Raw genomic sequence first — 25,399 nt, forward strand, 5'->3', positions numbered from 1 at the left:
TCCGCCGTTGCCCGCACGGCGTGTCGACCGCCTGATCAGCAGACGATCACGACGACGCGGATCACTTCAGCTGGCCGGCCGTCAGTCCGCTCTGGATCTGGCGCTGGAAGGCGATGTAGACGACCAGGACCGGCAGCATCGCGAGGGTGAGGCCGGCGAACAGGCCGCTGTAGTCGCCCTCGTAACCCTGGTTGATCGCGAGCGCCGCCAGCCCCTGCGCCAGCACCCACTTCGACTCGTCGCCCTGCATCAGCACCTGGGGCAGGATGAACTGGTTCCAGTGACTGAGGAAGTTGAAGATCGCGATGCTGATCAGCCCCGGTCGCGCCATCGGCAGCATCACCCGGAAGAACAGCCGGAAGTGGCCGCAGCCGTCGATCAGCGCGGCCTCGGCGACCGAGGTCGGCAGCGTACGGAAGAACGCGGTCAGGAAGAAGACGGTGAACGGCAGCGAGTACGCGGCGTACACCAGGACCAGGCCGGTCCAGGTGCCGAACAGCCCGGCGTTGCGGACGACGAAGAACAACGGCACCAGGGCCAGGAACACCGGGAACATCATCCCGCCGACGAACAGGTAGTAGGCGAGCTGCCGGCCGCGGAACTCGTAGCGGGCGAAGACGTACGCGGCGGTGGCGCCGAAGAACATCGTCAGGGTCAGCGAGCCGGCGACGACGATCGCGCTGTTGAGGAAGTACTGGCCGATGTTCGCCTCGGTCCAGGCCCGGGCCCAGTTCTCCAGGCGCAGCGCGGAGGGCAGCCCCCACGGGTCGCCGAGGATCTCCGCGTCGCTCTTGAACGAGCTGACCAGCACCCACAGCAGCGGGAACGCGGTCAGCAGCCCCCACAGCAGCAGGAAGCCGTGCGAGAAGGCGTTGGCGACGCCGGTCTCGCGGCGCGGGGCCGGATCGCTCTCGCGGACCTTCGCCACATCGGAGGTAGACCGATCAAGAACGGTCACGACGTCGCCTCGCAACGCTCGCTCATGAGTATTCGATCCGATCACGCCGGGCGGCGCGCAGGGCCAGCACCGCCACCGAGAGGGTCAGGAAGAACATGACGACACCGATCGCGGAGGCGTACCCGAACTTGGTCTCGCTGCCGAAGGCGGTGTCGTACATCCGCAGGCCGATCACGTCGGACGAGAAGTTCGGTCCGCCGTTGGTCATCAACTGCACGAGGATGAACCCGTCGAGGGCGGCGATGGCCAGGTAGATCCAGGCGACCTGGACGGTGTCCCACAGCAACGGGATGGTGACCTTGAACAGGGTCACGAACCGCGACGCCCCGTCGAGCATGACCGCCTCGTAGATGTCGCGCGGGATGGCCTGCATGGCGGCACCGAACAGCACCACGTAGAAGCCGACGTTGCTCCAGATCAGCACGGCGAGCACGCACCAGAACGCGAAGCGCGGGTCGCCGAGCCAGGTCGGCCCGGTTATGCCGAAGGTCCCGAGGGTGGCGTTCAGCAGGCCGTTGTTGGGGTGGTAGACCTCCCGCCAGATGATCGCGATGATCACCACGGACAGCACCTGTGGGAAGAAGTAGACCAGTCGGTAGGCGGCGGTGCCGGTCACCCCGACCACGCCGGCCCGGCCGCGCCGGCCACCCATGTTGAGCATGGTGGCGAAGAACAGGCCCAGCCCGATCGTCACCAGCGGCAGTACCAGGAGCAGGACCGCGTTGTTCTTGATCGCGTTCCAGACGTAGCCGTCGCGCAGCAGCGTGGCGAAGTTCTCCAGCCCGACGAAGTCGGCCTCCGCGGAGTAGCCGAGCCAGTTGGTGGTGGAGATCTGGAACGCCTGCAGGTACGGCGACAGCACGAAGATGCCGTAGAGCAGCAGCGGCGGCACCAGGAAGGTGACGATCAGCGGATACTTGCCATGTCTCACGGAGATTCTTCCTGCCCACGGAGGCCGACGCGGGACCGGCGGGCGGTCCCGCGTCGGCGTGGCTGCTAGGCCCGCTTGTACTTGGTGATCGAACTGTCGGCGGCGATCTCGTCCGCGCCCTTCTGGCACTGGTCGAGGAACTCGGCCGGTCCGATCCGTCCACTGAAGAACTCGCCGCAGGCGGCGTCGACGAGGTTGCGCTCCAGCTTGCGGTAGTACGAGGGGTAGACCCAGTTGAAGCCGTTGGTCCCGGACGCGTCGAGCGCCTTGACGACGCTGGTCAGCCCGGGCGGCAGCTCGACGCCCTCGGTGCTGCCGGCCACCACGGTCAGGCTGGAGACCTTGCGGGTGAAGTCCTGGGCACCCTTCATCGACAGCATGACCCGCAGGTATTCCAGGCCGCCGGCGACGTTCTTGCCCTTGGCCGGCACCACGAACGGCTCGCCGGCGGTGCCGCGGATCGCCTCGTACGGCAGCTTGTCCCCGGCGCCGAGGCTCGGCGTCGGGGCGACGGCCATGTCGAAGCCTTCCGGGGTGACCTTCTTCTGCTCGCTCTCCAGCCAGGAGCCGCAGGAGATGAAGGCGGCCTGCCCCTGGCACCAGGCGGTCTGCGACTGCACGTGGTCCAGGCCGGGTGAGCCGGCGAGGATGTAGCCGTCCTTGACGATCTGGTGCCAGGCGTCGGCGGCGGTCCGCATCGCGTCGGACTTCCACGCGTTGGGTTCGAGGTTGTCGATCGCGGTGGCGACCTGGGGTCCGCCGAACTTGATGGCCGTGGAGATCACCGGCCAGCTCATGTAGCGGGGGTGCTTGCCGGCGTACGTCCACGGGGCGATGCCGGCGGCCTTGATCTGCCGGCAGAGCGCGATGTGGTCGTCCCAGGTCTTCGCGTCGGTCCAGCCCCGGTCGGCGAACAGCTTGGCGGAGTGCCAGATGCCGTACACGGTGTAGGTGTAGTTCATGACCAGGAACCGGCCGTCGTAGGAGCCGACCTCGACGGCGCCGGGCAGCAGGGTGTCGCGGACGGTCTTGCCCGGGATGTCGAGGCTGGGCGCGTCGAGCACCTCGCCGAGGTCGGCGAGCGCGTCCTGCGAGACCAGACCGTTGAAGTCGATCTGGCCGGCGCCGGAGTTGTTCACCACGTCCGGCGGGGTGCCGTCGACGAAGCGGGGTTGCAGGGTCTTGCTGATCTCCGGGGTGGCGGAGTGGGTGATCTTCGCCTGGGGGTGCTTCTCGTTGTACATCGCCTGGTGGGCCTTGGCGTACTCCTCGCCGAAGCCGCCGTTGAAGATGACGACCTCGAGCGGGGCGTCCGTCTTGACGCCGAGCGGGTTGTCGGCCGTCTTCTCGGCCCGGTTGGCGTCGCCGCCGTCACCGTCGTCACCGCCGCCGCCGAGGGCGCAGCCGCCGAGCAGGGCGGCGGCGGGGGTGGCGAGTACGCCGGCGGCGGCGACGCGACCCAGAATGTCACGCCTTTTCATGGTCTCTCCTCGGATCACGGAGGGGCGTTGCAGACCTTCGACCGTTGCTGTTGCATCACTGGTGCTTGTCTTCAGTTAACCACCAATTACTGAAGGATTCTTACGACATCAACGCTCGGACGGCAAGCCCTCGGCCCCGAACCGTTACGATCCTCGACCATCCCGCCCTGGCGTTCCCCCACAGCCGACGGTCCCGAAGGCGGACCGGGCGGGAGGACGCGACCCGTCGCCGGTTGACCGACGTCGATACGCTGCCGGACACCGCTGTCGGACACCGCGCCCACCGGGGAGGACGAATGGCCGCCGGACCGTACAGGACGGAAACCACCACCGCTGACTGGCTCAACGAGCTGCGTACCCGGGGCGACGATCTCACCCGGGCCCGCGACTGGGCGGGCATCCACGCCTACCGCGGCGAACTTCGTCGCGATGTCGTTTTCTGGACCCACATGTGGGGGCCGTGGTGCGCCGTCGCCGCACACCGGATCGGCGACCCGGGCGCGTACGCCCTGCTCGACGAGGTGATCGACGGCGGCTTCCGGCAACCGGAGGTGCTTTCCGGCGAGCTCGAAGCCGCGTTCGGCGGCGACCCCGACTGGCCCCGGCTGCTGGAAAGGCTCACCGCCCCCGCGCCGCCACCGTCGCTGGAACTGCTCACCTGGCCCGTCCTGCCGACGGCCCCGCCGCCGGCACTGTTCCGGTTGCCGCCGGAGCGCGAGCCCACCCTGCGGGCGCGGATTCCCGCCCCGGCGACCGACGCGTGGGAGACGGCCACCGGCCTGGCCGAGTGGGTCGGCCGGCGGTGGGCGCACGCGAACGGCCACCTGGACGTCGACGACGCGGTGACCTGCCTGGAACGGGTGGACGCCGGCGAGCGGTTCGCCTGCGTCGAATACGCGCTCGTGCTGACCCAGGCGCTCAACGCGGTCGGGATTCCGGCCCGCCGCCTCGACCTGCGGCAGCCGGACCATCACGTCGGCCTGTCCCGGGGGCACATGGCGACCGAGGCGTGGATCGACGGCCTCGACCGGTGGATCGTCCTCGACGGACAGAACCGGTGCCACTGGGTCGACTCCGACGGCATCCCGCTGGGCGCGGCACAGCTTCAGGCGGCGGTCCGGGCGGGCCTGCCGGTACGGGCGGTCCGCCGCGGCGCCGGTCTCTCCGCCGGGGAGACCGACGTCTGGCGGTCGCATTTCGCGGCGGTGGCGACGACCGGCGGCACCTGGGCGGCCGGCGCGTTCGTGCCCGTACACCAGGAACGTGGCCTGGTGTGCACGCCACGGCTGGAGCACGACCCGGCCGTGCTCTACCCCGACCTGTCCGGTGTCGGGATCGGCCTCGACCTGGTCGACGGGTGGGCCGCGATACGTCCCGTCACGAACCACCCGTTCGCCGACGGGTTCCGGGTCGAGACGGACACCGACACCGAGACGCTGCCGGTCGGCGGGGCGTGGGTGCTGGCCACCGATCCGGGTGAGCACCGGGCGACCGTGGCGGTGCGGACCCGCTACGGCAGCCTGACGCCGCACGAGCTGATTTACCGGGCGCGGTGAGAGCGGCCCGGCCGACAACCCTTCGCCCCGTGGTCACCCGACGGCCACCACCGATCACCTAAATTGATTGCCATCTATCAGTTTGGTGATTGGGGCGTACATGATCGACAGTGGCCGGACCATCCGGCGATCGACGGCAGCCGCCCTGGTGCTGGCGCTGGCCGCGGTCACGCTCACCGTGGCCGCGCCGGCCCGGGCCGCGGTCAGCCGGGCCGACCTGGCGCTGCGCTGGGCACCGATCCACTACCAGGACGTCGACGTGACCGGCAGCCACGCACTGGCCGGCCGGTCCGACTACATCACCCGCGTCGACTTCGACGGCGACCTCGCCGGGCGCAACAACTGGGACCGGGCCGCCGCCCCGGACGTGTCGTTCGCCGCCCACGTCTACTACTCGGTGCTGGAGACGGCCAGCCACTGGTACCTCACCTACTTCTTCTTCCATCCCCGCGACTGGACCGACCATCCGTTCTTCGAGACCGAGCACGAGAACGACGGTGAGGGCGTGCTGTTCGTCGTGGAACGCGACGGCTCCACGTACGGCACCCTGCGGGCGGCGGTGACCGTGGCGCACGGCGACTTCTTCTCGTACACGCCGGCCGGCAGCACCTGGACCGGTGGCCGGGAGACCGTGGACGGCACGGTGCGGTTCCAGTCCTCGCCGCACGACCCGCACCAGCACCCGGTGACCGCCCAGGAGGCGAAGGGGCACGGTCTCAAGGCCCACCCGCAGTACGACATCGTCGGCGACGGCATCGTCTACTACCCGTCGACGGTGGCCGAGACTCCGAGCCACGCCGACGACCGCGACGTCCGCTACCGGCTCGTCGACATCTTCGCCCCCGGTGGCCTGTGGGCGCAGCGCGCCAACCCGGACCTGTTCGCACACCTCGGCACCTTCGCCGGCGACGCGTCCGGCGGCTGCGGCACCGGCACCTGGGCCTGCTCGGTCAACTCGGCGAACGCCCCTTGGGGCTGGGACGACGGCGACGACCTCCCGGCCCGCGGCGAGATCGCCACCGATCCGGCGAAACTGTCCACCGAGTATTTCGCCGTTCCCGGCGGCCTGTCCCGCACCTACACCTACAACCCGTACGCCAGCGAGGCGGCGGCCCTGGCCGAGGCGGCCCGGACCGCGCCACCGGTCGTCGACTGACGAGCCCGGCGCCGGGGTGGACCAGACCGCTCCCCCGCCCCGGCGCCCCGGGCCCGCTCCCGAGCCCTGCCGTCGCATGTCGGTGTCCACGGTCGCCGCCAGGTACGGCACGACCGGTGTCGTACGGTGCCGACGTCCGGCCAACAACGCCGGCCGGGGTCGACGACGTGGAGGACCGCATGCCCGAGGAGATCACATTCGACCGGATCGCTCCCGTCGTGCCCGTGCGTGACCTGGACGCCGCGCTCGACCGCTACCGGCGGCTCGGCTTCACCGTGCGGCCGTACGCGGGTGCCGACCGGTACGGATTCGTCGACCGCGACCGGATATCCCTGCACCTCACCGAGTGGGCCGAGCACGACCCCGCCCGGACGGCGGCGACGGTCTACCTCTACGTCTCCGACGCCGACGCCGTGCACGCCGCCTGGGCCGGGTCAGGTGTCGAGGGCCGGTTGGGTGAGCCGGCCGACACCCCGTACGGGCTGCGGGAGTTCGCTTTCGTCGACCCGGACGGGACGCTGCACCGGGTGGGTTCCCCGATCCCGCCCGGGTAGCGCCCGGTCAGCTCGGGTCGGCGTGCCCCTGCCGCCAGTAGCCCATGAAGGCGACGGAGCCACGGTCCATCCCCCGGGTCGACACCAGGTGCCGGCGTAGCTGCCGGATGACGCCGGCCTCACCGGCCAGCCACACGTAGCTCGGGCCGGCCGGGACGTCCCAGAGGATCTCCTCCGGGTCGCCGTCCCCGGCCACGACGGCGGCCGGGCGGCTGGCCGGGAACAGTCGTTCGGCCGCCGCCCGGACCGCCGGTTCCAGCCGGCTGCCGTGCGGTGCGCCGGACCGGGGCAGCCAGGTGACGGTCACCCCGGCGGGTGCCGGACAGTCGAGGACGTCCTCCGGCAGCGGCACCTCCATGAGGATCTCCCCCCGGCTGTCGGCCGGCAGCCGCTCGGCGATGGCGCAGATTGCCGGCACCGCGGTCTCGTCACCGGCGAGCAGCATCGGGCGGTCCGCCTGCGCCGGCACGAACTCCCGGCCGCCGTGGTCCCCGTGGTAGGCGTTGTCCGGTCCCATGACGACGATCCGGTCGCCGGGGCGGGCCGTGGCGGCCCAGCGGGCGGCGGGGCCGTGCGGACCTCCGTCGTGCAGGACCAGGTCGACGTCGATCTCGCGGTCCGCGCACCGTACGGCCCGGACCGTGTACGTGCGGAACGGGTTGCGCTGGTCGGCGGGGAGCGACCGCCAGCGCCGGTACCAGTCCGGTCCCTCGGGCAGCGTCCGGAAGCCGTGTTCGGCGAGCGGGAAGACGAGCTTGATCCGCAGGTCGTAGCCGAGGTCGGCGAACCGGTCGAGGTCGGTGCCGGTGAACGTGGCCCGCAGGAACGACGGGCTGAGGCGCCGCAACCGGGCGGTCTCGGTGTGGAAGTGCCGCCACGGTGCGACGGATTCCGGGGCGGGGCGGAGGTCGGTCATCGGGGCCTGCCTTGGTCGTGGGTGCGGGATGGCCGGTTGCCGGGGCGGGTCATCCGGTCGCCGCCCGGTCGGTCCGGGAGCGCCAGAGCAGCCAGACGAAGTACGGCGTGCCGATCAGGGCGGTGACCAGGCCGGCCGGGATCTGCGCAGGGGCGATGACGGTCCGGCCGAGGGTGTCGGCGAGGCTGACCAGGACCGCCCCGAGCAGGGCGGCGACGGGCAGCACCCGGGCGTGCCGGCCGCCGACGAGGGCCCGCGCGAGGTGCGGGGCGACGAGGCCGACGAACCCGATCACGCCGACCGCGGAGACGGCGGTGGAGGTGAGCAGCGCCGCTCCGGCCAGCGCGACCAGCCGGGTGCGTTCGAGCCGTACGCCGAGCACCCGTGGCGTGTCGTCGTCGAGGGAGAGCAGGTCCAGGTGCCGGCGGGCGAGGACGACGACCGGGGTGAGCACCAGCAGGGCGATCGCGACCGGCAGGAGTTGCGGGGCGGTACGGCCGTACGTCGACCCGGAGAGCCAGGTCAGCGCCTTGGCGGTGTTCCACGGGTCGGAGCGCACGACGATGAAGGTGATCATCGCCAGGCCGGCGGCGGACACGCCGACACCGATCAGGACGAGCCGGTCGGAGCTGAGTCCGCCCCGCCAGGCCAGGCCGTAGACCAGGGCGAAGGTCAGCAGGGCGGCGCCGCCGGCCACCGTCGACATCGCCCAGACGCCGGCCATCGGGACGAAGGTGAGCAGGGAGACCGCGCCGACCCCGGCACCGGCGGTGATGCCGAGGATTCCCGGCTCGGCCAGCGGGTTGCGGCAGACCGCCTGGACGGTGGTGCCGGCGATGGCGAGGGCGGCGCCGGCGAGCAGTGCCGCGCCGACGCGTGGATACCGCTGGTCGAGGACGAACGTGTACGCGAGGCCGCTGTTTCCGCGTAGCCAGTTGACGACGTCGCCGGTGAGCAGCCAGGTGTCCCCGGCGAGCATGCCGAGGACGAGGGCGCCGACGGCCGCGCCGGCGCAGATGCCCAGGACGACGCCGAGCCGGGTCCGGGACCGGGCGGCGTTCGGCCGGGCGGCGGGCGGTTGCCGGGTCGGCCCGGAGTCGCGGTGCCGGCGGGCCAGCCAGACCAGGATCACGGCGCCGAAAATGGTGGTGGCCACGCCGGTGGGGATGTCGACGCCGGCCTGACCGCCGAGGGTCGCGCGCAGGACGACGTCGGAGGCCAGGACGAGGAAGGCCCCGGCGAGGCCGGACAGGGGCAGCAGGACCCGGTGCCGCTGGAGCCCGGGCACCCAGCGGGAGAGGAGGCGGCTGACCACCGGTGCGCAGAGTCCGACGAAGCCGACCGGGCCGGCCAGGGTCACCGCCGCCGCGGCGAGCCCGACGGCGAGCAGGGTCACCACCAGCCGGGTACGGCGGACGTCGAGGCCGAGCACGCTGGCGGTGTCGTCGCCGAGGGCGAGGATGTCCAGCCGCCCGCCGATCAGCAGGCAGCCGGCGACGCCCAGGGCCACGACCGGGGCGAGTTGCGCCACGGCGCTCAGGTCGCCCTGCACCAGCGAGCCGTTGCCCCAGGCGAAGAGTCCCATGGTCGACTCCTCGAAGAGGAGCATCAGCAGTGTGGTCAGGGCGCTGAGTGCCAGCGCGGTCGCCGATCCGGCCAGGATGAGCCGGGTCGGTCCGGAGGCGCCGCCGGCCGACAGGACCAGCACCAGGCCGGCGGCGGCCAGACCGCCGGCGAAGGCGGCCAGCCCGGCCGGCAGGGCGGGCAGGTTGATGCCGACGGCGGCCACGGCGACCACGGCGAGGTGGGCACCGGCGTTGACGGCGAGGGTGTCGGGCGAGGCCAGCGGGTTGCGGGCCAGCGACTGGAGGACGGCGCCGGCGAAGCCGAGGGCGACACCGACGGTCAGTCCGGCGAGGAGCCGGGGCAGTCGGGAGCCGACCAGCACCTCGGCCGCGCCGGGGTCGCCGCCACCCACGGCCAGCCGCAGCAGGTCGACGGCGTCGACCGAGGACGTGCCCTGGGTGAGGTGGACGAGGGCGACCGCCACGGTCAGGGCCACCGCCACCGTGAACGCGACCGTGAGGCGGCCGACGGCCGGCGCGGGTGACGCCGGTGGCGTCACCCGCGGCAGGGTGCTGACCTGGCTCAAGATGTGTAGGCCGCGACGAGCTGCTCGGCGTACTGGATCCCGGACAGCGGGCCGCCGAAGGTCCAGATGCCGTCCGGCATCCGGTGCAGCTTCTTCTGCTGCACGAAACCGAGGGACTGCCAGATCGGGTTGCCGGACAGGCCGCCGGCGAAGACGTCGTCGCCGTCGGAGGCGTTGTAGAAGAAGCGTACGTCCGCGTCCTTGATGGCGGTCAGCCCTTCGACGTCGGTCTGGTCCAGGGCCCACATCGGGTCGCCGGCGCCTGGCCACGCGTTCTTCAGGCCGAGCGCGATGCCGATCTGGGAGACGAAGGCGCCCTGTCCGAACATCCGGATCGAGACGCTGCCGCCCTGCTGGTAGCCGTCGGCGATGGCGAACTGCTGGCCGGCGGCGCCGGCGGCGGCGATCTTCTGCTTTCCGTCGGCGATCGCGGCGTCGAAGTCGGCGAGCACCTTCGTCGCCTGCTCGGTGCGGCCGACCGCGGTCGCGATGGTCTGGAACTCGTCGCGCATCCGGCCCAGGTTGTCGTCGGTGTCGCTGCCGGCGGTGACCAGCACCGGCACGTACTTCTCGAGCTGGGCGACGAGTTCGGCGCCGCGGTTGGAGCGGGCGAGGACGAGGTCGGGTTGCAGGGCGACGATGGAGTCCACGCTCGGTTCGGCGCGGGTGCCGACGTCCGTCACGGACGCGTCGAGCTTGGCCGCGGTCACCCAGGTGCCGTAGCCCTTGACGTCGGCGACCCCGACCGGCATGACGCCGAGGGTGACCAGTTGCTCGACCTCCGCCCATTCGAGGGCCACGACCTTGGTGGCCGGGGCGTCGAGGGTGATCTCCTTGTCCCGGCTGTCGGTGAAGGTGACGGGCCCGGTGCTGGGGGCGGCGCCGGCATCGTTCCCGGTCGGGGTCGGCTCGGTGGTGCCGCAGGCGCCGAGCAGGAGTACGCCGGACAGTGCGGTGACGAGGAGGGTGCGTCGGTTCATGATTCTCTCTTTGACGACAGGCAGGATGGACCGGCCCGCCGGGTCCCGGCGGGCGGCTGGTTGGTGGTCGGGGCGGGTCAGGCCGCGGCGGTGCTCCGGTGGGTGTGCCGGCCGATCGGCCGGGTGTTGAGGTGGCCGGTGACGGGGTCGGTGGTCACCTCGATCGGGATGCCGTAGGTCCCGGTGAGGATCTCCTCGGTGAGGACGTCGGCCGGTGGTCCGGCGGCCCGGACCCGGCCGCCGTGCAGCAGCACGATCCGGTCGGCGATCGCGGCGGCCTGGTTGAGGTCGTGCAGGACGAGGCCGACGGCGACGCCGTGGGTGTCGGCGAGGTCGCGGACCAGGTCGAGGATCTCCACCTGGTAGCGCAGGTCGAGGAAGGTGGTCGGTTCGTCGAGCAGGATGATCCGGGTGTCCTGGGCGAGGCAGGTGGCGAGCCAGACCCGTTGCAGTTCACCGCCGGACAGTTCGTCGACGCCCCGGCCGGACATGGTGTCCACGCCGGTGACCTCCATGGCCCAGGCGATGACGCGCGGCCCGTCGGGGTCGGTGGAGCGCCAGCCGCCCCGGTACGGGTGGCGGCCGTAGCCGACGACGTCGCGGACGGTGACTCCACTGGGGACCGGGCGGCTCTGGGTGAGCAGGGTCACCCGCTGGGCGAACTGCCGGGCGGTGAGATCGGCCGCCGAGGATCCGTCCGCGAGGGTGATGCTGCCCTCGGTCACCCGGTGCAGCCGGGCCAACGCGCGCAGCAGCGTGGACTTGCCGCTGCCGTTCGGCCCGAGCAGCACGGTGACGGCGCCCTCGGTGAGGTCGACCCCCGCGTCGCGCAGGACGGGGTGTCCCTGGTAGCCCAGCGAGAGGTTCGCCGCCCGCAGCCCGTCGCGTTGCCGCGGCCGGGCGCTTCCCGGCTGAAGCACATCCACCATGTCACTCAGGTTAGCCTAACCTTTGATCTTGTCAAACAGGTCCCGACGCCCTGACCGGCACGAACGCGCGGCGGTCAGCGCCGGGCGTCCCGCGGCGGCCGGCGCAGCACCAGGATCCGGTCACCCCGGGTACGCACCGAGGCCGTACCGTCGCGGCGCCGACGGACCCGCAGGTCGAACATCGCCCCGCCGACCCGTACCCCCTCGATCTCCAGATCGGGCAGCCACGCCGGCAGGTGCGGATCGACCAGCAGGGTCCGCAGCGGACCGACCGGCCGGGCCACGAGCAGCGCCTGCACGATCGCCACCACCGTGCTCGCCGACCACGCCTGCGGCGAGCACGAGTCCGGATAGACCCCCGGGTACGGCGTCTCGGACCGCGACAGCCCGCTCAGCACCTCCGGCAGCCGGTGCCCCTCGAACATCCCGGCCGCCGCGAACAGGCCCTCCGCCACCGCGTGCAGGTGCGGCCAGCAGCCGTACCGGGCCAGCCCCAGCGCCACCGTGCCCGCCTCGACCGGCCAGACGCTGCCCCGGTGGTAGCTGAACGGGTTGTAGGCCGGATGGTCCGCCGACAGCGTCCGGACCCCGAAGCCGCTGAACATGTCCGGACGCATCAGCCGGTCGGCCACCACCCGGGCGACCCGGCGCGACACGATCCCGGCCGCCAGCAGGTGCCCGTCGTTCGAGTTGGCCGACACCACCGGCCGGCCGTCCGGCCCCAACGCCATCGCGTGGAACCCGTGCTCCGGCAGCCAGAACGCCCGCTGGAACCGCCGGCGCAGCGCCGCCGCCCGGCCGACCAGCCGGACCGCGTACGCCCGCTCGCCGGTCGCGGCGAACGCCAGCGCCCCGTGCCGCAGGGCGGCGTACCAGTACGCCTGGAGTTCACTGGTCGCGATCGGGTTGCCCACCACCTCGCCCCGCTCGTCGACGATCGCGGTATCGGAGTCCTTCCAGCCCTGGTTGCGCACCCCGGCCGCCGACCGGCACCGGTACTCCAGGAACCCGTCACCGTCGAGGTCGCCGTACCGGTCCAGCCACGCCACGATCCGCCGGGCCGCCGGCATCAGCTCGCGTACGGTGTCGAGGTCACCGGTCCAGGCCAGGTACTGGCCGAGGCCGAACAGGAAGTCCGGACCGGTGGCGTAGTCGCCGTGGTAGCGCGCGAAGGCGTCCAGCCCGAGCACCGACACCGGCCCCCGCCGGGCCTGGTGCAGCGGCTTGCCCGGCTCCTCGTCCCGCCAGTCGTCGAACCGCCGGCCCAGGTAGCCGGCGTTGAGGCGCAGGCTGTCGCGCAGCATCGTCGGCCCGGCCAGCAGCGCCTGCCAGGAGGTCGCGAGCGTGTCCCGGCCGAAGATCTGCTGGTACGCCGGCAGTCCGGCGAACGGCGCCGTCGGGCCGGCCGGCTCGCCGAGCGGCAGCGCGGCGAGATCCCGTACGGCGGTCGCCCAGGCCATGGCGACGCCCTGATTCGTCGACCGCAGCCCGGACAGTTCCCGCCGCAGCTCCGCCCGCGCCTCCGCCGCCACCGTGTCCCGCTCCCCCGTCCCCGCCCCCCGCTCCCCCGTCCCCGCGTCCCGCTCCCCCGTCCCCGCGATCTTGCGGTTGTCTCCTCCATTCGCCGGATTCGCCGGGCGAGAAGTGCAAGATCGCGGCTCGGCGGGCGGGTCGGTGAACAGCGGGGGTGGGGCGTACCGGCGCACGCCGTCGAAGACCGGCTCGACCAGCACCTCCACCGACGCCTCACCACGCGGCGGCACGTTCAGGTCGACGGTGAACGCGCCGTCGGCGTACCCGAACCCGTCGGTGCCGTGCACCCCGATCGCCACCGCCCGGTCGAGCCCCGGCCGCCCGTACGTCAACAGCAGCTCGCGACCGTCCCACGACCGGGCCACCGGCGCCTCCTGCCGGCGCCGCCCCGACTCCGCCTCGACGGTGTCGGCGAAGTCCGCGTCGACCTCCACCCCGAGCCGCAGCGACAGCGGGGCCGCGGCATAGCTGAGCACCCGCAGCCGGGTCCGCAGCCCGGCACCGACGAACCTCTCCACCACCAGGTACGCCGCGACCGACGGCAACACCTCCGCCTCGGCCAACGCCGCGTACGACATCTGCGCGTGCGCGGCGACGTCGGCCGTGCTGAACACGGTCGGCGTCCGCCCGTCGACGGTGATCCGTTCCCGGCTCAGCACCCGGGTGTTGTCGGCGAAGAAGCCCTGCGGATCGGTGCCGCCGACCCGCCCCCGTACGTCGGTGACCAGCGTGCTCCAGCCGCTGGCCACGTAGAGCAGTTCGGGACGTACCCGCACGTCACGCACCGGCGGTGAGGCCACGCGGGTCCATACCCGTACCGCCGGCCTTCACGCCCGGCGGCTAGACCTCGGCCGGCCAAACCCGCAGGAGATAGCGCTCGACACCGATGAGCCGCCGCCACACGGCGTCGGACTCGGTCGCCGTGAGGCGGAAGGTCTCCTCCTGGATCCGGTAGATCTCCGTTCGCGCCTCGAACACCGCCGGAACCATGTCCCACACCTCGACCCGGATCAGGGGCCGGCTCTACTGATGGGCGCAGCGGATGAGCAGGATCCGCCGCTGCTGCCGAACAGCTTCGCGCCACCGCGCGTGCCCGGTGGCCCGGCCGAGTCGGCGAAGGCCCCGCCAATCGCGGCCGAGACGGCCTCGTAGTCCAGATCCTCGACGAGGACGATGCCGTCGCCGGAGCTGAGCGTCGCCTCGTGCAACGACACCATCCGTCGCCTCCCCGCCCGGCGGTCCCGGGCCGGCCGGCGCGAAACCGGTGGGTACCCTAGCGCCCCCCGACAGCCGTACGGCGTCGGACCCGCGCCGGCCGGCTTGCCGCGTTCGCGGTCGCGGTGGCCGGGCCGGCGCATAGCGTCGGGGCATGCCCCGACCGCTGGCCGGCCTGCGTCAGCTCGCCGCGCGCACCCCGGCGAGCCGGGACCGCTACGTCGACTCGCTGCGGGCCCTCGCGATCACGCTGGTGGTCCTCGGGCACTGGCTGGTCACCGTCATCACGCACACCCCGCACGGACGGCTCACCGGGCACTCCGCGCTGCCCGACCTGCGCTGGGCCTGGCCGCTGACCTGGCTGGTCCAGGTGCTGCCGGTGTTCTTCCTCGTCGGCGGGTATGCCAACGCCGCCTCGCTGACCGCGCACCGCGACCGCGGCGGCAGCACCGTCACCTGGCTGCTCGACCGGGGCCGCCGGCTGCTGCTACCGACCACGGTCCTGCTCGTGACGCTCGCCCTCGCCGCGCTCGTCGCCCGGGTCGCCGGCGCCGACCCGAAACTGGTCCGCGACGCGGTCTGGTTCGCGGCGATCCCGCTGTGGTTCCTGTCGCCGTACCTGCTGGTGGTGCTGCTGACCCGGCCCATGTACGCCCTGCACCGCCGGTACGGCGTCGCGGTGCCGCTGGTACTCGCCGGCCTCGTCGCACTAGGGGATCTCGCCCGGCTGGCCGGGCACGGCGGGCTGGCGGTCGGCGGTTTCCTGTTCGGGTGGCTCGCCATCCATCAGGTCGGCTTCGCCTGGCGGGACGCGTGCGCGGGCCGGCCGGGCTGGCCGACCCGGCCCCGGGTGCTGGTGCCGCTGCTGGTCGGCGGGTTCACCGCCACGGTCCTGCTGACCTGGCTCGGGCCGTATCCGGTCAGCATGATCAACATTCCGGGTGAGCGACTGCACAACATGTCACCGCCGAGCCTCGCCCTGCTCACCCTGGCCACCACCCAGATCGCCCTGATCCTGCTGCTGCGCCGGCTCGGCTCCCGGCTTCCCGCGATCTTGCACTTGTCTCCCCCTTCTGCCCGCAATGGGAGGCGACAACCGCAAGATCGTGGGGAAGGGCGGGGTGGCGGGGCTACGGCGGGGTGGACGCTTGTCGTGGCGATCAACGCGTTCGTGCTCACGGTCTTCCTCTGGCACGTCAGCGCCGTACTCCTGCTCGCCGGGCTGCTCGACGCCCTCGGCGTGCTGCCCACCCCGCCGGTCGGCACGCTCGACTGGTGGCTCTGGCGGGTGCCCTGGCTGCTCATGCTGATCGTGCTGCTCGCCGGCCTGGTCGCGGTCTTCGGCCGGGTCGAGACCCGCGCCGCCCACCGGCTGCGGGACGCCGTACCCGACCAGCGGGGCGGCCGGGCCACGACCCGGTCGGCGCTGACCGTGGCCGGCTTCGCGGCGGCCACCGCGGGCCTGGTCGGCATCAACGCCGCACCACGGGCGGGCGAGCAGCTGCTCGGGATGCCCGGCTGGGCACTGGCATCGTTCCTCGTCGGCGTCGCCGCCCTCGAACTCGCCCGCGCCACCACCGCCCGCGCCCGCCCACCCCAACCCGACGGCCAGGTCAGAAGATGAGCGAGCGGCCGGTGGGCGCCAGGCGCAGTACCCGGGGCGCTGCTGTCTGCGCCCGCTCGATGCCCGGCAGGATCTCGTCCCGTACGACGGGGTGATCCCGCACATCGGCGAGGTGCTGCCGGTAGGCCCTCTCGTCGGGATACGAGGTGAGGACCACGGCGACGTTCTCCCCGGTGCGGACCGGCAGCCTGGGGAACGTGTTGTGGGCCGTCTCGGTGGCCAGGACGGCGAGCGGCGCGGGTCCCGTCTCGTAAAACACGGGGAGAAGACCGTCCCGGACCAGCGCGACGCCCTCGTGTCGCCCGGGAGGGAAGGACCACAGGGTCGCGGACACGAATCGCTCCGGCGCCGGGGCGCCGGCCCGGGGCCGCCCGGCCGGGGAGGTGACGAATCCGCTTCCGGCCGACAGGGGACGCAGGAGGAGGACGTCGTCGGAGTCGATCATGGTGGCGTTGGCCTGGGGACCGTGCTCGGCCCAGACCGGACCTTCGTAGAAGGCCGCCAGTGCGCGGTGACGCGCCGCCATGTCCCGGAACCCCCGCAGCCAGACGAAGCGATCCGGATCATCGAGATCCCGGAACTGGCCGAGCACGGCCATCCCCGCCTCTACCTGGGTCTCCACGAACTCCCGGTCGAACAGCTCGATGAGCTCGTCGCGCCGGCCGGACCGCAGCCTGTACTGGCGAAGCTCGATCACTTGGATGTGGTCGACAGGGTTGGTAGGGGACACGACGGGCTCCTGTTCGGCTCTCATTTCCGGGTACGGGTTACCGGCTCGTTCGGTCCGAGCCGGGAACGCACCGACGGTAGGGCGGCCGTGTGCCAGGTGCTGTCAGGGTTTCCCGGGAAAATGCGTCCGTGTCTGCCGGTCGACTGCTGTCGGTGCTGCTGTTGCTGCAATCCCGTGGCCGCATGTCGGCACGCACGCTCGCCGACGAACTAGGGGTGTCGGTACGGACCGCCTACCGCGACCTGGCGCGGTTGCAGGCCGCCGGGGTCCCGGTCTACGCGGAGCCGGGCCCCGGGGGCGGCTATCAACTGCTCGACGGTTACCGCACCCGCCTCACCGGGATGAGCGAGAGCGAGGCGCGGGCGCTGCTCTTCGCCGGACTGCCGGGCCCCGCCGCCGACCTGGGGCTCGCGGCGGAGACGATGACAGCCCGACTCAAGTTGCTGGCCGCGCTGCCGGCAGGGCTGCGCGAGGAGGCGACGCGGACCGCGGCGGTGTTCCACCTCGACGCGCCCGGCTGGTATCGGGAACCCGAACAGACGCCGTACCTGCCCCTGTTCGCCGACGCGATCCTCACCGGGCGCGCGGTGGACGTGCACTACCGCCGTTGGCGGGCGCCGCAGGAGGTGAACCCCCACCTTCGCCCCTACGGCCTGGTGCTCAAGTCCGGTATCTGGTATCTCGTGGCCGCCGCCAACAACCGCGTCTCGACCTACCGGGTCGCCCAGGTCCTCGACGCGACGCCGAGCGACGAACGGTTCGACCGGCCGCGGGACTTCGACCTGGGTGCGTACTGGACCTCCTACCTCGACGATTTCCAGGCCCGCCGCTACACCGGCACCGCCACCATCCGCCTGTCCGCGCAGGGGCGTCGGCGGCTGCCCGACAACGTCCCGCCGGAGGTGGTCCGGGCAGTCGATGCCACCGCGACCGCCGTCGGCGACGACGGTTGGATCGAGGCTGTCATCCCGACCGAGAGCACCGGGCACGCCTGCGGTGAGTTGCTGCGGCTCGGCGTCGACGTCGAGGTCGTCGCGCCGGCCGAACTGCGCCAGGCGATGGCCGCCGCGGTAGGCGTACTCGCCAGAACCTACGGGCCGGCCTGAGCGACACCCGGACGAGGCCGCCCGGTTCTGCGGGCACCGGCGGCATGCCGACGCTTGCGAGGATCACGGACATGATCCGCCTGCCCCAGCCGGCCGACCTGACGTCGCTGGTTCTCCGCACCGACTTCGCCGACGACACCGCATGGCACGCCCTGCAAGAACAGATCGGCCTTCTCGACCGGCATCCCCACGCGACCTTCGTCAGCGACGCTGCCTACGCCGGAATCTCGGTCCAGGCGATCGTCGACCTCGATGCCGCCGCCCGCGACGACGACAAGCTGACCTATCTGTTCCTCGCCGACACCATCACGATGACCGACGACGAGAATCCCCTGCTCGCCGTCGACACGTACGACGAACCCGGCCGCACGTTCCGGCTGCCGGTCCGCTGGTACGCCGACGTCTCGGCCAACCTGTCCATCGGGAACGTGGACTTCGCCGATCTCGCCGACGCCACGGACGAAGCCGGCACGTACCGGGTCCTCGACCGGGAGTGAACCCCCTGCCGTTGACCAAGGAGAAGCCGTGCCCGGATCGCGGCGATTCGTCGCGCGACTTCTCCTTGATCAACGCGCGTCAGGGGCGCGTCAGGGACGTGCGGGACTCAGGTCTGGGTGGGGAAGCCCAGGTTGATGCCGCCGTGGCTGGGGTCGAGCCAGCGACTCGTCACGACCTTGCCCCGGGTGAAGAAGTGCACGCCCTCGCGGCCGTGCGCATGCGTGTCACCGAACAGCGACGACTTCCAGCCGCCGAACGAGTAGTAGGCCATCGGCACCGGGATCGGCACGTTCACGCCGACCATGCCGACCTCGACCTCGTGCTGGTAGCGGCGGGCCGCCCCGCCGTCGTTGGTGAAGATCGCCGTGCCGTTGCCGTACTCGCACGCGTTGACCAGGGCCAGCGCCTCGTCGTACGAGGCGACCCGGACCACCGACAGCACCGGCCCGAAGATCTCGTCGGTGTAGATCGACATGTCCGGGGTGACATGGTCGAACAGGGTCGGCCCGAGCCAGTAGCCGCCGGCCGCACCGTCGGCCACCACGTCCCGCCCGTCGACCACCGCCTTCGCACCGGCGGCCGCGCCGGCCTCGACGTACGACGTCACCCGGGCCAGGTGCGCGGCGGTGACCAGCGGTCCCATGTCGCAGCCTCGGCGGCCGTCCCCGGTACGCAGGCCGCCGATCCGGGCCGCGATCCGCTCCACCAGGGCGTCGGCGACCGGCTCGACGGCGACGACGACGGAGATCGCCATGCACCGCTCCCCCGCCGACCCGAACCCGGCGTTGACGGCGGCGTCGGCGGCCAGGTCGAGGTCGGCGTCGGGGAGCACCACCATGTGGTTCTTCGCCCCGCCGAGCGCCTGCACCCGCTTGCCGGCGGCGGTGCCGCGCTCGTAGACGTAGCGGGCGACCGGGGTGGAGCCGACGAACGACACCGACTTCACGTCCCGGTGGTCGAGCAGCGCGTCGACCGCCTCCTTGTCACCGTGTACGACGTTGAAGACGCCGTCGGGCAGGCCGGCCTCGCTGAACCAGGCAGCGAGCAGACCGGCGCTGGACGGGTCCTTCTCCGAAGGCTTGAGCACGACGGTGTTGCCGCAGGCGACCGCGATCGGCACGAACCACAGCGGCACCATCGCCGGGAAGTTGAACGGGGAGATCACCGCGACGACGCCGAGCGGCTGCCGCAGCGTGTAGGAGTCGACGCCGGTCGACACGTTCTCGCTGTGGCCGCCGGCGAGCAGCGTCGGGATGCCGCAGGCGTACTCGATGATCTCCAGCCCGCGCTGGACCTCGCCGGCCGCGTCGGACAGCACCTTGCCGTGTTCGGCGGTGATGGTGGCGGCGAGTTCGTCCCGCCGCGCGTTGACGATCTCCCGGAAGGCGAACAGGACCGAGGTACGCCGGGCCAGCGACGCGTCGCGCCACTCCCGGCCGGCCCGTACGGCGGCGGCGACGGCGATGTCGACGTCGGCGGTGCCGGCCAGGTCGACGTGACCGCTGACCGTGCCGGTCGCCGGATCGAAGACCTCACCGGTACGCCCCGGCTCCCCGGTCCACGGCTTCCCGTCCACAAAGTGGGTAATACGCTCGCTCATGCCCCATCCACCTTCGTGATCGCGTCGACCAGGATCGCCAGGCCCTCGCGGGCCTCGTCCTCGGTCAGGGTCAACGGCGGCCCCATCCGCAGCACGTTGCCGTACAGGCCGCCCTTGCCGACCAGCAGCCCGCCGCGCCGGCACTCCTCGAACACGGCGACGGTCGCCGCCGTGTTCGGTTCGCGGCTGCCCGGCTGGACGAACTCGACCGCCAGCATCAGCCCCTTGCCGCGTACGTCGCCGACGATGCCCCGGTCGGTGACCGCCGCCCGCAGCCCGTCGCCGAGGATCGCGCCGACCCGGGCGGCGTTGGCCTGCAGGTCGTGGTCGAGCAGGTAGTCGATGACGGCGTTGCCGGCCGCGGTGGAGACCGGGTTGCCGCCGTATGTGGAGAAGCTGGTCGCGTGCACCTCGTTGAGCACCTCGGCCCTGCCGACGACCCCGGCGAGCGCGAACCCGTTGCCGATCCCCTTGGCGAAGGTCAGCAGGTCGGGTACGACATCGTGGGCCTGGTAGCCCCAGAAGTGCTCGCCGGTGCGGCCCCAGCCGGTCTGTACCTCGTCGGAGATGAGCAGGATGCCGGTCTCGTCGAGCACCTTCTTCCAGGCGCCGAGCAGCCCGTCGGGGGCGTGCACGAAGCCGCCGACGCCCTGGATCGGTTCGGCGATCAGCGCGGCGACGTCGCCGGAGGTCTGGGTGGCCAGCACCTCGCGCAGGTCGTCGACGGCCGCCTCGACGTGCTGCTCGGGGTCGAGGCGGGACAGCAGCCCGCGCAGCCGGTCGCCGGAGTGCAGCCAGCTCACCTGGAGCGGGTTCAGCGCCGACGCCGACCAGCTGCGGTGTCCGGTGATGCCCATCGCCGCGTACGACCGGCCGTGGTAGCTGTTGCGTACGGCGAGGATCTGGTGCGACCGGCGGTGGTTGGTGGCGACGAGCAGGGCCGCCTCGTTGGCCTCGGTGCCGGAGTTGGTGAAGAACACCCGCGGGTCGGGGATGCCGGACAGCCGGGCGACCTTCTCGGCGAGTTCTACCTGCTGGCGGATGAGGTAGAGGGTGGAGGTGTGCACCACGCCGGTGCGCAGCTGGCGTTCGACCGCCTCGCGGATCTCCGGTATGTCGTACCCGATCATCGTGGTCAGCACGCCGCCGAAGAAGTCCAGGTAGGTGCGCCCCTGGGCGTCGGTGACCCGGCATCCGGCGCCGGATACGATCTCGATCGGCTCCTGGTAGTAGAGCGGCATCCAGGAGGGCAGCACAGCCCGGTGCCGGGCCAGCAGGTCGTCAGTGGTCATGGCAGCAAACCCCTCACCCGGGTACGCGGATCTTTGCACGCTGCCACCGATGACCACCTGTGGCAACCGTCAGGATGTAGCTCACCGACACGCGTCGATTGACACTCCGTCAACCGGCGGAACGCTACGGGCGGCCCGCCGTTTACCGATACGATCCGCCGGTGACCGTGCCCGCCGTACCGCTGCCGACCGGTGCGCCCGGTGCCACGGCCGCCGACGTCGCCGCCGGCATCGCCGGCTGGCTCGGGTCGCCGGCACTGTCCGACCTGGTCACCGCGTTCGGCGGCCGGCCGCCGACGGCGGACCTGGGCGCCACCCTGGCCTGGCTCGACGACTTCTCGGCCGCACACTGGGACTTCCGCGCCGGCCGGGAACGGCCGGAGGCCCGCGAACCCGCACTGCCGCCGGAAACCGCCCGCCGGGTGCTGGCGTCCGCGCGGGCCCTGGGCCTGGTCACCCCACGGCCGCCGGCCAGGTCCGGGTACGCCCACCTGGTCGTCCTGGGCGGCCTGGCACACGCCTGCGTCTCCCGCGTCCGGTGCGCCGCCCGGCTGCTGCGTCCCGCGGTCGGATCAGCGACGGCCGGCGTGGGGCTCACCGCCGCGACCGTGGCCGTGCTGGGTAGCTTCCGGCCGCTGACCGCCGACGAGACGGCGTCGCTGGCGGCGGCCGGCGTCACCGGCTGCCGGTCCGAGGTGGACGCCCTGGACGCGGCGGTCCGCCGGGAGTTCGGCGTGGACGTTCCGGTCGCCACGCACGGCGAGAACAGCGAGGACCCGCACCGCTCCTGGTCGGAGCGGATCTACCGGCCGGCCGGCGGCCCGCAGGTCCGGGTGCTGGCCGCCCCTTCGGGCGACCCCGCCGTACGTCGCGCGCACACCGCCGACACGCAGCGGTTCTGGGCCAGCCGGATCCGGTTGTCCCCCGGCGACCCGGTACTGCTGGTCACCGCGCCGATCTACGTGCCGTTCCAGCACTGCGACGCGTTGCGCACCCTGGGCCTGCCGTACGGCTGCGGCATCGAGACCGTCGGCCATCCGCCGTCCGACCTGGACGACCGGATGCCGGTTCCGGTGCTGACGCCGGGCCGCTACCTGCAGGAGATCCGCTCCGCCGTCCGCTCGATGCGCGCTCTGCACGCGACCCTGTCCTAGCCGGTGTGGAGCAGTGCCTCGATCGCGCTGACCCGCTCGGGCTCCTCGGGCTGCGGCGGTGGATGTGGCGGCGGTTGCGGGGGCGGCGACTGAGGTCGCCGGCATCCGCGCCGGCAGGATCCGGGAAGGTCAGGCGGTGTCGGCGATTGCCTTCACGAAGACCTCGGAGCGGTGCTCGAAGTTGCGGAACCGGCCGTAGCTCGGGGCGGCCGGCGACAGCAGCACCGCCCCGCCGGCCGGGGTGAGCGTACGGGCCAGGGCCACCGCCGCGACGAGGTCCTCGGCCACCTCGGCGCGTACGCCGGGCAGGTCGCGCAGCGTCTCGACGATCCGCTCGCCACTGTCCGGGATGCCGATCACGGTCAGCTCGCGGTCGGCGAGGTGCTCGCGCAGCGGGGTGTAGTCCAGGCCCCGGTCGGTGCCGCCGACGATCACGGTCAGCGACCGCCCGTCGTACGCGTCGATGGCGTGCATCGCCGAGTACGGGCTGGTCGACAGGGTGTCGTCGACGAACGTCACCCCGGACGGGTCGGCGATCTCGGCCAGCCGGTGCGGCAGCCCGGCGAACGAGCGGGCCGCCCGGGCGAGCGTGTCGGCCTCGGCGATCACGTCGACGCCGAGCGCCTCGACGACGGCCAGTGCCACGCACAGGTTGCGGCCGTTGTGCCGGCCGACCAGCGGCAGGGCCGCGCGCGGGAAGAGCGGGCGGTCGCCGGCGTGGACGTACTCGGTGCCGTCCGGCCCGACGGCCAGGTGGAACCGGTCGGCGCCGTCGACGACCGGTCCGCCGGGGCGGTCGGTGAGTACCGGCTCCCCCACCGGTCCGGGCCCGCCGACCACGGTCGGTTCGCCGGCCGGCCCGGCCACGCCGACCAGGCCACCGGTCGGCAGCGGTCCGGGGGCGACGTCGGAGCGGCCGGCGGTCAGGACCGGTCGGCCGGCGAAGGCCGGCAGGGCGGCGAGTTCGGCGAGCAGGCGCTTGTCGGCACCGTTGACCACGATCGTCGCCGGGTCGTGGGCGAGCAGGTTGAGCTTGTCGCGGTAGTACTCGCGCTCGCCGCCGTGCGCGTCGAGGTGCTCGGGGAACAGCGAGGTCACCACCGCCACGCGGGGCGAGTCGGCCAGGTCGCTGCACTGGTAGCTGGACAGCTCCAGCACGTAGAGGTCGGCCTCGGGCAGGTCGAGCAGGGGTACGCCGATGTTGCCGCCGAAGACGTTCGGCCGGCCGACGGCGGTGAGCAGGTGACTGATCAGGCTCGACGTGGTGCTCTTGCCCTTGCTGCCGGTGACCCCGACGGTCCGGTCGGCGTGGTCGGCCATCCACAGGGCGGTGCCGCCGGTGATCGGGATGCCCCGCTCGCGCAGCGCGACGACCCAGGGATGGGTCTGCGGTACGCCGGGCGAGCGGACCACGACGTCGGCGGCCGCCAGCTGCTCGAACGCCTCGTCGCCGCCGTGCAGCGGGGCGATCCGGGCCAGTTCGCCGTCCCAGGGCAGGGACAGGAAGTTGGCGCTGTCGTCGACGGCGACCAGCCGGGCGGGCGCGTGTGCGGCGATCGCGGTGACCGCCGCCCGGCCCTCCCGGCCGGTCCCCCAGACGGCCACCGAACGTCCGCGCAGGTCGGCCAGGCGCACCGGCATTCTCCTTCGGTCAGGGTCGGGCCTGCCTAGTATGGCGTGTGCGCAACGAACAGCTCCGGGGGATGCGTTCCTTCACCTTCCCGTCGTACTCCTTCGATCCGGACAGCGGGGTGGCGTCGTTCGACTACGCCCTCGACGGCCCCGACGGCGAGGTCCGGTTCACCGAGACGGTGACGTTCCCGCTGCCGGAGCGGCCGCCGGCGGCGGAGACGATGCTGACCTTCCACCGGGTGCTGGAGCTGCTGCACCTGGTCGCCGGGGTGAGCTACTACAAGGCGGCCGCACCGCCGTCGCTCGCGGCGCCGGCCCCGCTGGGCACGGCCGCGACCGCGCTGGTCCAGGCCGTCTACACGAAGGGCCTGGCCGAGTACGCCTACCGCAACGACCTGCCGCACGTGCTGGAACTGGTACTCGACGTACCGGTGGGGCAACTGCCGGCGCCGACGGTGGTCGACACGTCCGACCGGCGGCCGCTGTCGGCCGTCGGTGGCGGCAAGGACTCGATCGTCAGCCTGGAGGCGCTGCGGCAGGGCGGCTTCGACCCGGTGCCGTTCTCGGTCAACCCCAACCCGGTGATCGAGTCGGTGAACGCGGCGGCCGGGCTGCCGGCGCTGGCCGCCCGCCGCCGGCTCGACCCGCTGCTGTTCGAGCTGAACAAGGCCGGCGCCCGCAACGGCCACATCCCGGTCACCGCGATCAACTCGCTGATCGCGGTCGGCACGGCGGTGCTGCACGGGCTGGGCCCGGTGGTGATGTCGAACGAGCGGTCGGCGTCCGACCCCAACCTGATCTGGAACGGTCACGAGATCAACCACCAGTGGTCGAAGGGGGTCGAGGCCGAGGGGCTGCTGCGGGCGGCGCTGTCGGAGCACGCCGGGCTGACCGAGCCGTACTTCTCGCTGCTGCGGTCGCTGTCCGAGCTGCACATCGCCCGGCTGTTCGCCCGGTTCGACCGCTACGACGCGGTGGTGACCAGCTGCAACGCGGCGTTCAAGCTGCACGACCCGAGCGCCCGGTGGTGCGGCGACTGCCCGAAGTGCCGGTTCGTGTTCCTGGCGATGGCGCCGTTCATGTCGCGGGCCCGGATCGGCGGCATCTTCGGTGCCGACCTGCTCGCCGACCCGGCGCAGGTGCCGGGCTACCTGGAACTGCTCGGCATCGACGCGCACAAGCCGTTCGAGTGCGTGGGCGAGGTCGAGGAGTCGCTGGTGGCGCTGGGGCTGCTGGCCGAGCAGGAGCAGTGGCGCGGGGCGCCGGTCGTCCGGTCGCTGATGGCGGCGGTGCCGGCGGAGGCGTGGCCGGCGGCGTCGCGTACCGACGTGTTCACCCCGGCCGGGCCCAACCACGTGCCGCCGCCGTACGCCAAGGCGTTGACCGCGCTGTTCTAGCCGGC

The 25,399-nt window shown here is 72.4% G+C and carries 22 protein-coding genes; 8 read left to right on the forward strand and 14 right to left on the reverse strand.

Annotated elements, in window-relative coordinates; genetic code table 11:
* Positions 1 to 61 precede the first annotated feature (61 nt).
* From AB0M79_RS19050 to ngcE, 3 genes are all read right to left on the reverse strand, one after another.
* The gene (locus AB0M79_RS19050) at positions 62 to 928 is read right to left on the reverse strand and encodes a carbohydrate ABC transporter permease (RefSeq protein WP_364215592.1); all 867 of its coding nucleotides are present in this window, start codon (positions 926 to 928) and stop codon (positions 62 to 64) included.
* A 52-nt stretch (positions 929 to 980) separates the two neighbouring features.
* Positions 981 to 1,889: a sugar ABC transporter permease gene (locus AB0M79_RS19055; RefSeq protein WP_357539482.1), complete on the reverse strand. Its 909-nt coding sequence runs from the start codon at positions 1,887 to 1,889 to the stop codon at positions 981 to 983.
* Positions 1,890 to 1,954: 65 nt separating this feature from the next.
* Positions 1,955 to 3,370: an N-acetylglucosamine/diacetylchitobiose ABC transporter substrate-binding protein gene (gene ngcE, locus AB0M79_RS19060; RefSeq protein WP_364215075.1), complete on the reverse strand. Its 1,416-nt coding sequence runs from the start codon at positions 3,368 to 3,370 to the stop codon at positions 1,955 to 1,957.
* A 296-nt stretch (positions 3,371 to 3,666) separates the two neighbouring features.
* Here ngcE and AB0M79_RS19065 point away from each other — a divergent pair, with 296 nt between their 5' ends.
* The 3 genes from AB0M79_RS19065 to AB0M79_RS19075 all read left to right on the forward strand — a co-directional run bounded on the left by AB0M79_RS19065 (position 3,667) and on the right by AB0M79_RS19075 (position 6,636).
* Positions 3,667 to 4,926, forward strand: coding sequence for a transglutaminase domain-containing protein (locus AB0M79_RS19065; RefSeq protein ID WP_364215078.1), 1,260 nt, complete (start codon positions 3,667 to 3,669; stop codon positions 4,924 to 4,926).
* A gap of 100 nt (positions 4,927 to 5,026) precedes the next feature.
* Positions 5,027 to 6,082 carry a hypothetical protein gene (locus AB0M79_RS19070; RefSeq protein ID WP_364215081.1) on the forward strand — a complete coding sequence of 352 codons (1,056 nt, stop codon included), beginning with the start codon at positions 5,027 to 5,029 and terminating at the stop codon, positions 6,080 to 6,082.
* 116 nt (positions 6,083 to 6,198) lie between these two features.
* Complete coding sequence (locus AB0M79_RS19075; protein ID WP_364215084.1) at positions 6,199 to 6,636, forward strand: VOC family protein; 438 nt, start codon at positions 6,199 to 6,201, stop codon at positions 6,634 to 6,636.
* A gap of 7 nt (positions 6,637 to 6,643) precedes the next feature.
* Here the strand turns inward: AB0M79_RS19075 and AB0M79_RS19080 are convergent, their stop codons facing one another.
* The 7 genes from AB0M79_RS19080 to AB0M79_RS19110 form a co-directional block, all read right to left on the reverse strand.
* Positions 6,644 to 7,552: a siderophore-interacting protein gene (locus AB0M79_RS19080; protein ID WP_364215087.1), complete on the reverse strand. Its 909-nt coding sequence runs from the start codon at positions 7,550 to 7,552 to the stop codon at positions 6,644 to 6,646.
* A 49-nt stretch (positions 7,553 to 7,601) separates the two neighbouring features.
* Positions 7,602 to 9,677 (reverse strand): iron ABC transporter permease, encoded by a 2,076-nt coding sequence (locus AB0M79_RS19085; RefSeq protein ID WP_364215090.1) that lies wholly within the window; start codon positions 9,675 to 9,677, stop codon positions 7,602 to 7,604.
* A 23-nt stretch (positions 9,678 to 9,700) separates the two neighbouring features.
* Positions 9,701 to 10,684 carry an iron-siderophore ABC transporter substrate-binding protein gene (locus AB0M79_RS19090; RefSeq protein ID WP_364215093.1) on the reverse strand — a complete coding sequence of 328 codons (984 nt, stop codon included), beginning with the start codon at positions 10,682 to 10,684 and terminating at the stop codon, positions 9,701 to 9,703.
* A gap of 77 nt (positions 10,685 to 10,761) precedes the next feature.
* On the reverse strand, positions 10,762 to 11,613 hold the full coding sequence (locus tag AB0M79_RS19095) for an ABC transporter ATP-binding protein (RefSeq protein ID WP_364215096.1): 852 nt from the start codon (positions 11,611 to 11,613) through the stop codon (positions 10,762 to 10,764).
* 74 nt (positions 11,614 to 11,687) lie between these two features.
* Entirely contained in the window at positions 11,688 to 13,931 is a 2,244-nt protein-coding gene (locus AB0M79_RS19100) for a glycogen debranching N-terminal domain-containing protein (RefSeq protein WP_364215099.1), read from the reverse strand.
* A 55-nt stretch (positions 13,932 to 13,986) separates the two neighbouring features.
* The gene (locus AB0M79_RS19105) at positions 13,987 to 14,136 is read right to left on the reverse strand and encodes a hypothetical protein (protein ID WP_364215102.1); all 150 of its coding nucleotides are present in this window, start codon (positions 14,134 to 14,136) and stop codon (positions 13,987 to 13,989) included.
* Between the two features lie 20 nt (positions 14,137 to 14,156).
* Positions 14,157 to 14,363 (reverse strand): hypothetical protein, encoded by a 207-nt coding sequence (locus AB0M79_RS19110; RefSeq protein ID WP_364215105.1) that lies wholly within the window; start codon positions 14,361 to 14,363, stop codon positions 14,157 to 14,159.
* 164 nt (positions 14,364 to 14,527) lie between these two features.
* Between AB0M79_RS19110 and AB0M79_RS19115 the strand changes: the two genes are divergently transcribed.
* Complete coding sequence (locus tag AB0M79_RS19115; protein WP_364215595.1) at positions 14,528 to 15,985, forward strand: acyltransferase family protein; 1,458 nt, start codon at positions 14,528 to 14,530, stop codon at positions 15,983 to 15,985.
* On the opposite strand, the gene AB0M79_RS19120 is transcribed toward AB0M79_RS19115, so the two are convergent.
* Entirely contained in the window at positions 15,975 to 16,715 is a 741-nt protein-coding gene (locus AB0M79_RS19120; protein ID WP_364215108.1) for an NIPSNAP family protein, read from the reverse strand. The two genes, AB0M79_RS19115 and AB0M79_RS19120, sit on opposite strands and share 11 nt — an antisense overlap.
* A gap of 128 nt (positions 16,716 to 16,843) precedes the next feature.
* On the opposite strand from AB0M79_RS19120, the gene AB0M79_RS19125 reads away from it, so the two are divergent.
* A complete protein-coding gene (locus tag AB0M79_RS19125) occupies positions 16,844 to 17,821 on the forward strand; it encodes a YafY family protein (RefSeq protein WP_364215111.1) in 978 nt (325 codons plus the stop codon).
* Positions 17,822 to 17,892: 71 nt separating this feature from the next.
* Positions 17,893 to 18,318 carry a hypothetical protein gene (locus tag AB0M79_RS19130; RefSeq protein ID WP_364215114.1) on the forward strand — a complete coding sequence of 142 codons (426 nt, stop codon included), beginning with the start codon at positions 17,893 to 17,895 and terminating at the stop codon, positions 18,316 to 18,318.
* Positions 18,319 to 18,425: 107 nt separating this feature from the next.
* On the opposite strand, the gene AB0M79_RS19135 is transcribed toward AB0M79_RS19130, so the two are convergent.
* Together AB0M79_RS19135 and AB0M79_RS19140 are read right to left on the reverse strand one after the other, a co-directional pair.
* A complete protein-coding gene (locus AB0M79_RS19135) occupies positions 18,426 to 19,919 on the reverse strand; it encodes a CoA-acylating methylmalonate-semialdehyde dehydrogenase (RefSeq protein ID WP_364215117.1) in 1,494 nt (497 codons plus the stop codon).
* The gene (locus AB0M79_RS19140; protein ID WP_364215120.1) at positions 19,916 to 21,211 is read right to left on the reverse strand and encodes an aspartate aminotransferase family protein; all 1,296 of its coding nucleotides are present in this window, start codon (positions 21,209 to 21,211) and stop codon (positions 19,916 to 19,918) included. The genes AB0M79_RS19135 and AB0M79_RS19140 overlap by 4 nt, the downstream gene beginning before the upstream one ends.
* Positions 21,212 to 21,372: 161 nt before the next feature.
* Here AB0M79_RS19140 and AB0M79_RS19145 point away from each other — a divergent pair, with 161 nt between their 5' ends.
* Positions 21,373 to 22,365 (forward strand): hypothetical protein, encoded by a 993-nt coding sequence (locus tag AB0M79_RS19145; RefSeq protein WP_364215123.1) that lies wholly within the window; start codon positions 21,373 to 21,375, stop codon positions 22,363 to 22,365.
* Positions 22,366 to 22,494: 129 nt separating this feature from the next.
* Here the strand turns inward: AB0M79_RS19145 and murD are convergent, their stop codons facing one another.
* Positions 22,495 to 24,000, reverse strand: a complete 1,506-nt coding sequence (gene murD, locus AB0M79_RS19150) for a UDP-N-acetylmuramoyl-L-alanine--D-glutamate ligase (RefSeq protein WP_364215126.1) — start codon at positions 23,998 to 24,000, stop codon at positions 22,495 to 22,497.
* A gap of 44 nt (positions 24,001 to 24,044) precedes the next feature.
* Here murD and AB0M79_RS19155 point away from each other — a divergent pair, with 44 nt between their 5' ends.
* Complete coding sequence (locus AB0M79_RS19155; protein WP_364215129.1) at positions 24,045 to 25,394, forward strand: hypothetical protein; 1,350 nt, start codon at positions 24,045 to 24,047, stop codon at positions 25,392 to 25,394.
* The last annotated feature ends 5 nt before the right edge of the window (positions 25,395 to 25,399 follow it).

Source organism: Polymorphospora sp. NPDC051019 (genome assembly GCF_040683055.1).
GTDB lineage: Bacteria > Actinomycetota > Actinomycetes > Mycobacteriales > Micromonosporaceae > Polymorphospora > Polymorphospora lycopeni.

Excerpts from the sequence above, each read along its gene's own strand:
- AB0M79_RS19095 (WP_364215096.1), bottom strand. The coding sequence starts at position 11,613 with ATGGTGGATGTGCTTCAGCCGGGAAGCGCCCGGCCGCGGCAACGCGAC.
- AB0M79_RS19140 (WP_364215120.1), bottom strand. The coding sequence starts at position 21,211 with ATGACCACTGACGACCTGCTGGCCCGGCACCGGGCTGTGCTGCCCTCC.
- AB0M79_RS19110 (WP_364215105.1), bottom strand. The coding sequence starts at position 14,363 with ATGGTGTCGTTGCACGAGGCGACGCTCAGCTCCGGCGACGGCATCGTC.
- AB0M79_RS19130 (WP_364215114.1), top strand. The coding sequence starts at position 17,893 with ATGATCCGCCTGCCCCAGCCGGCCGACCTGACGTCGCTGGTTCTCCGC.
- AB0M79_RS19135 (WP_364215117.1), bottom strand. The coding sequence starts at position 19,919 with ATGAGCGAGCGTATTACCCACTTTGTGGACGGGAAGCCGTGGACCGGG.
- AB0M79_RS19090 (WP_364215093.1), bottom strand. The coding sequence starts at position 10,684 with ATGAACCGACGCACCCTCCTCGTCACCGCACTGTCCGGCGTACTCCTG.
- AB0M79_RS19080 (WP_364215087.1), bottom strand. The coding sequence starts at position 7,552 with ATGACCGACCTCCGCCCCGCCCCGGAATCCGTCGCACCGTGGCGGCAC.
- AB0M79_RS19065 (WP_364215078.1), top strand. The coding sequence starts at position 3,667 with ATGGCCGCCGGACCGTACAGGACGGAAACCACCACCGCTGACTGGCTC.
- ngcE (WP_364215075.1), bottom strand. The coding sequence starts at position 3,370 with ATGAAAAGGCGTGACATTCTGGGTCGCGTCGCCGCCGCCGGCGTACTC.
- AB0M79_RS19070 (WP_364215081.1), top strand. The coding sequence starts at position 5,027 with ATGATCGACAGTGGCCGGACCATCCGGCGATCGACGGCAGCCGCCCTG.
- AB0M79_RS19105 (WP_364215102.1), bottom strand. The coding sequence starts at position 14,136 with ATGGTTCCGGCGGTGTTCGAGGCGCGAACGGAGATCTACCGGATCCAG.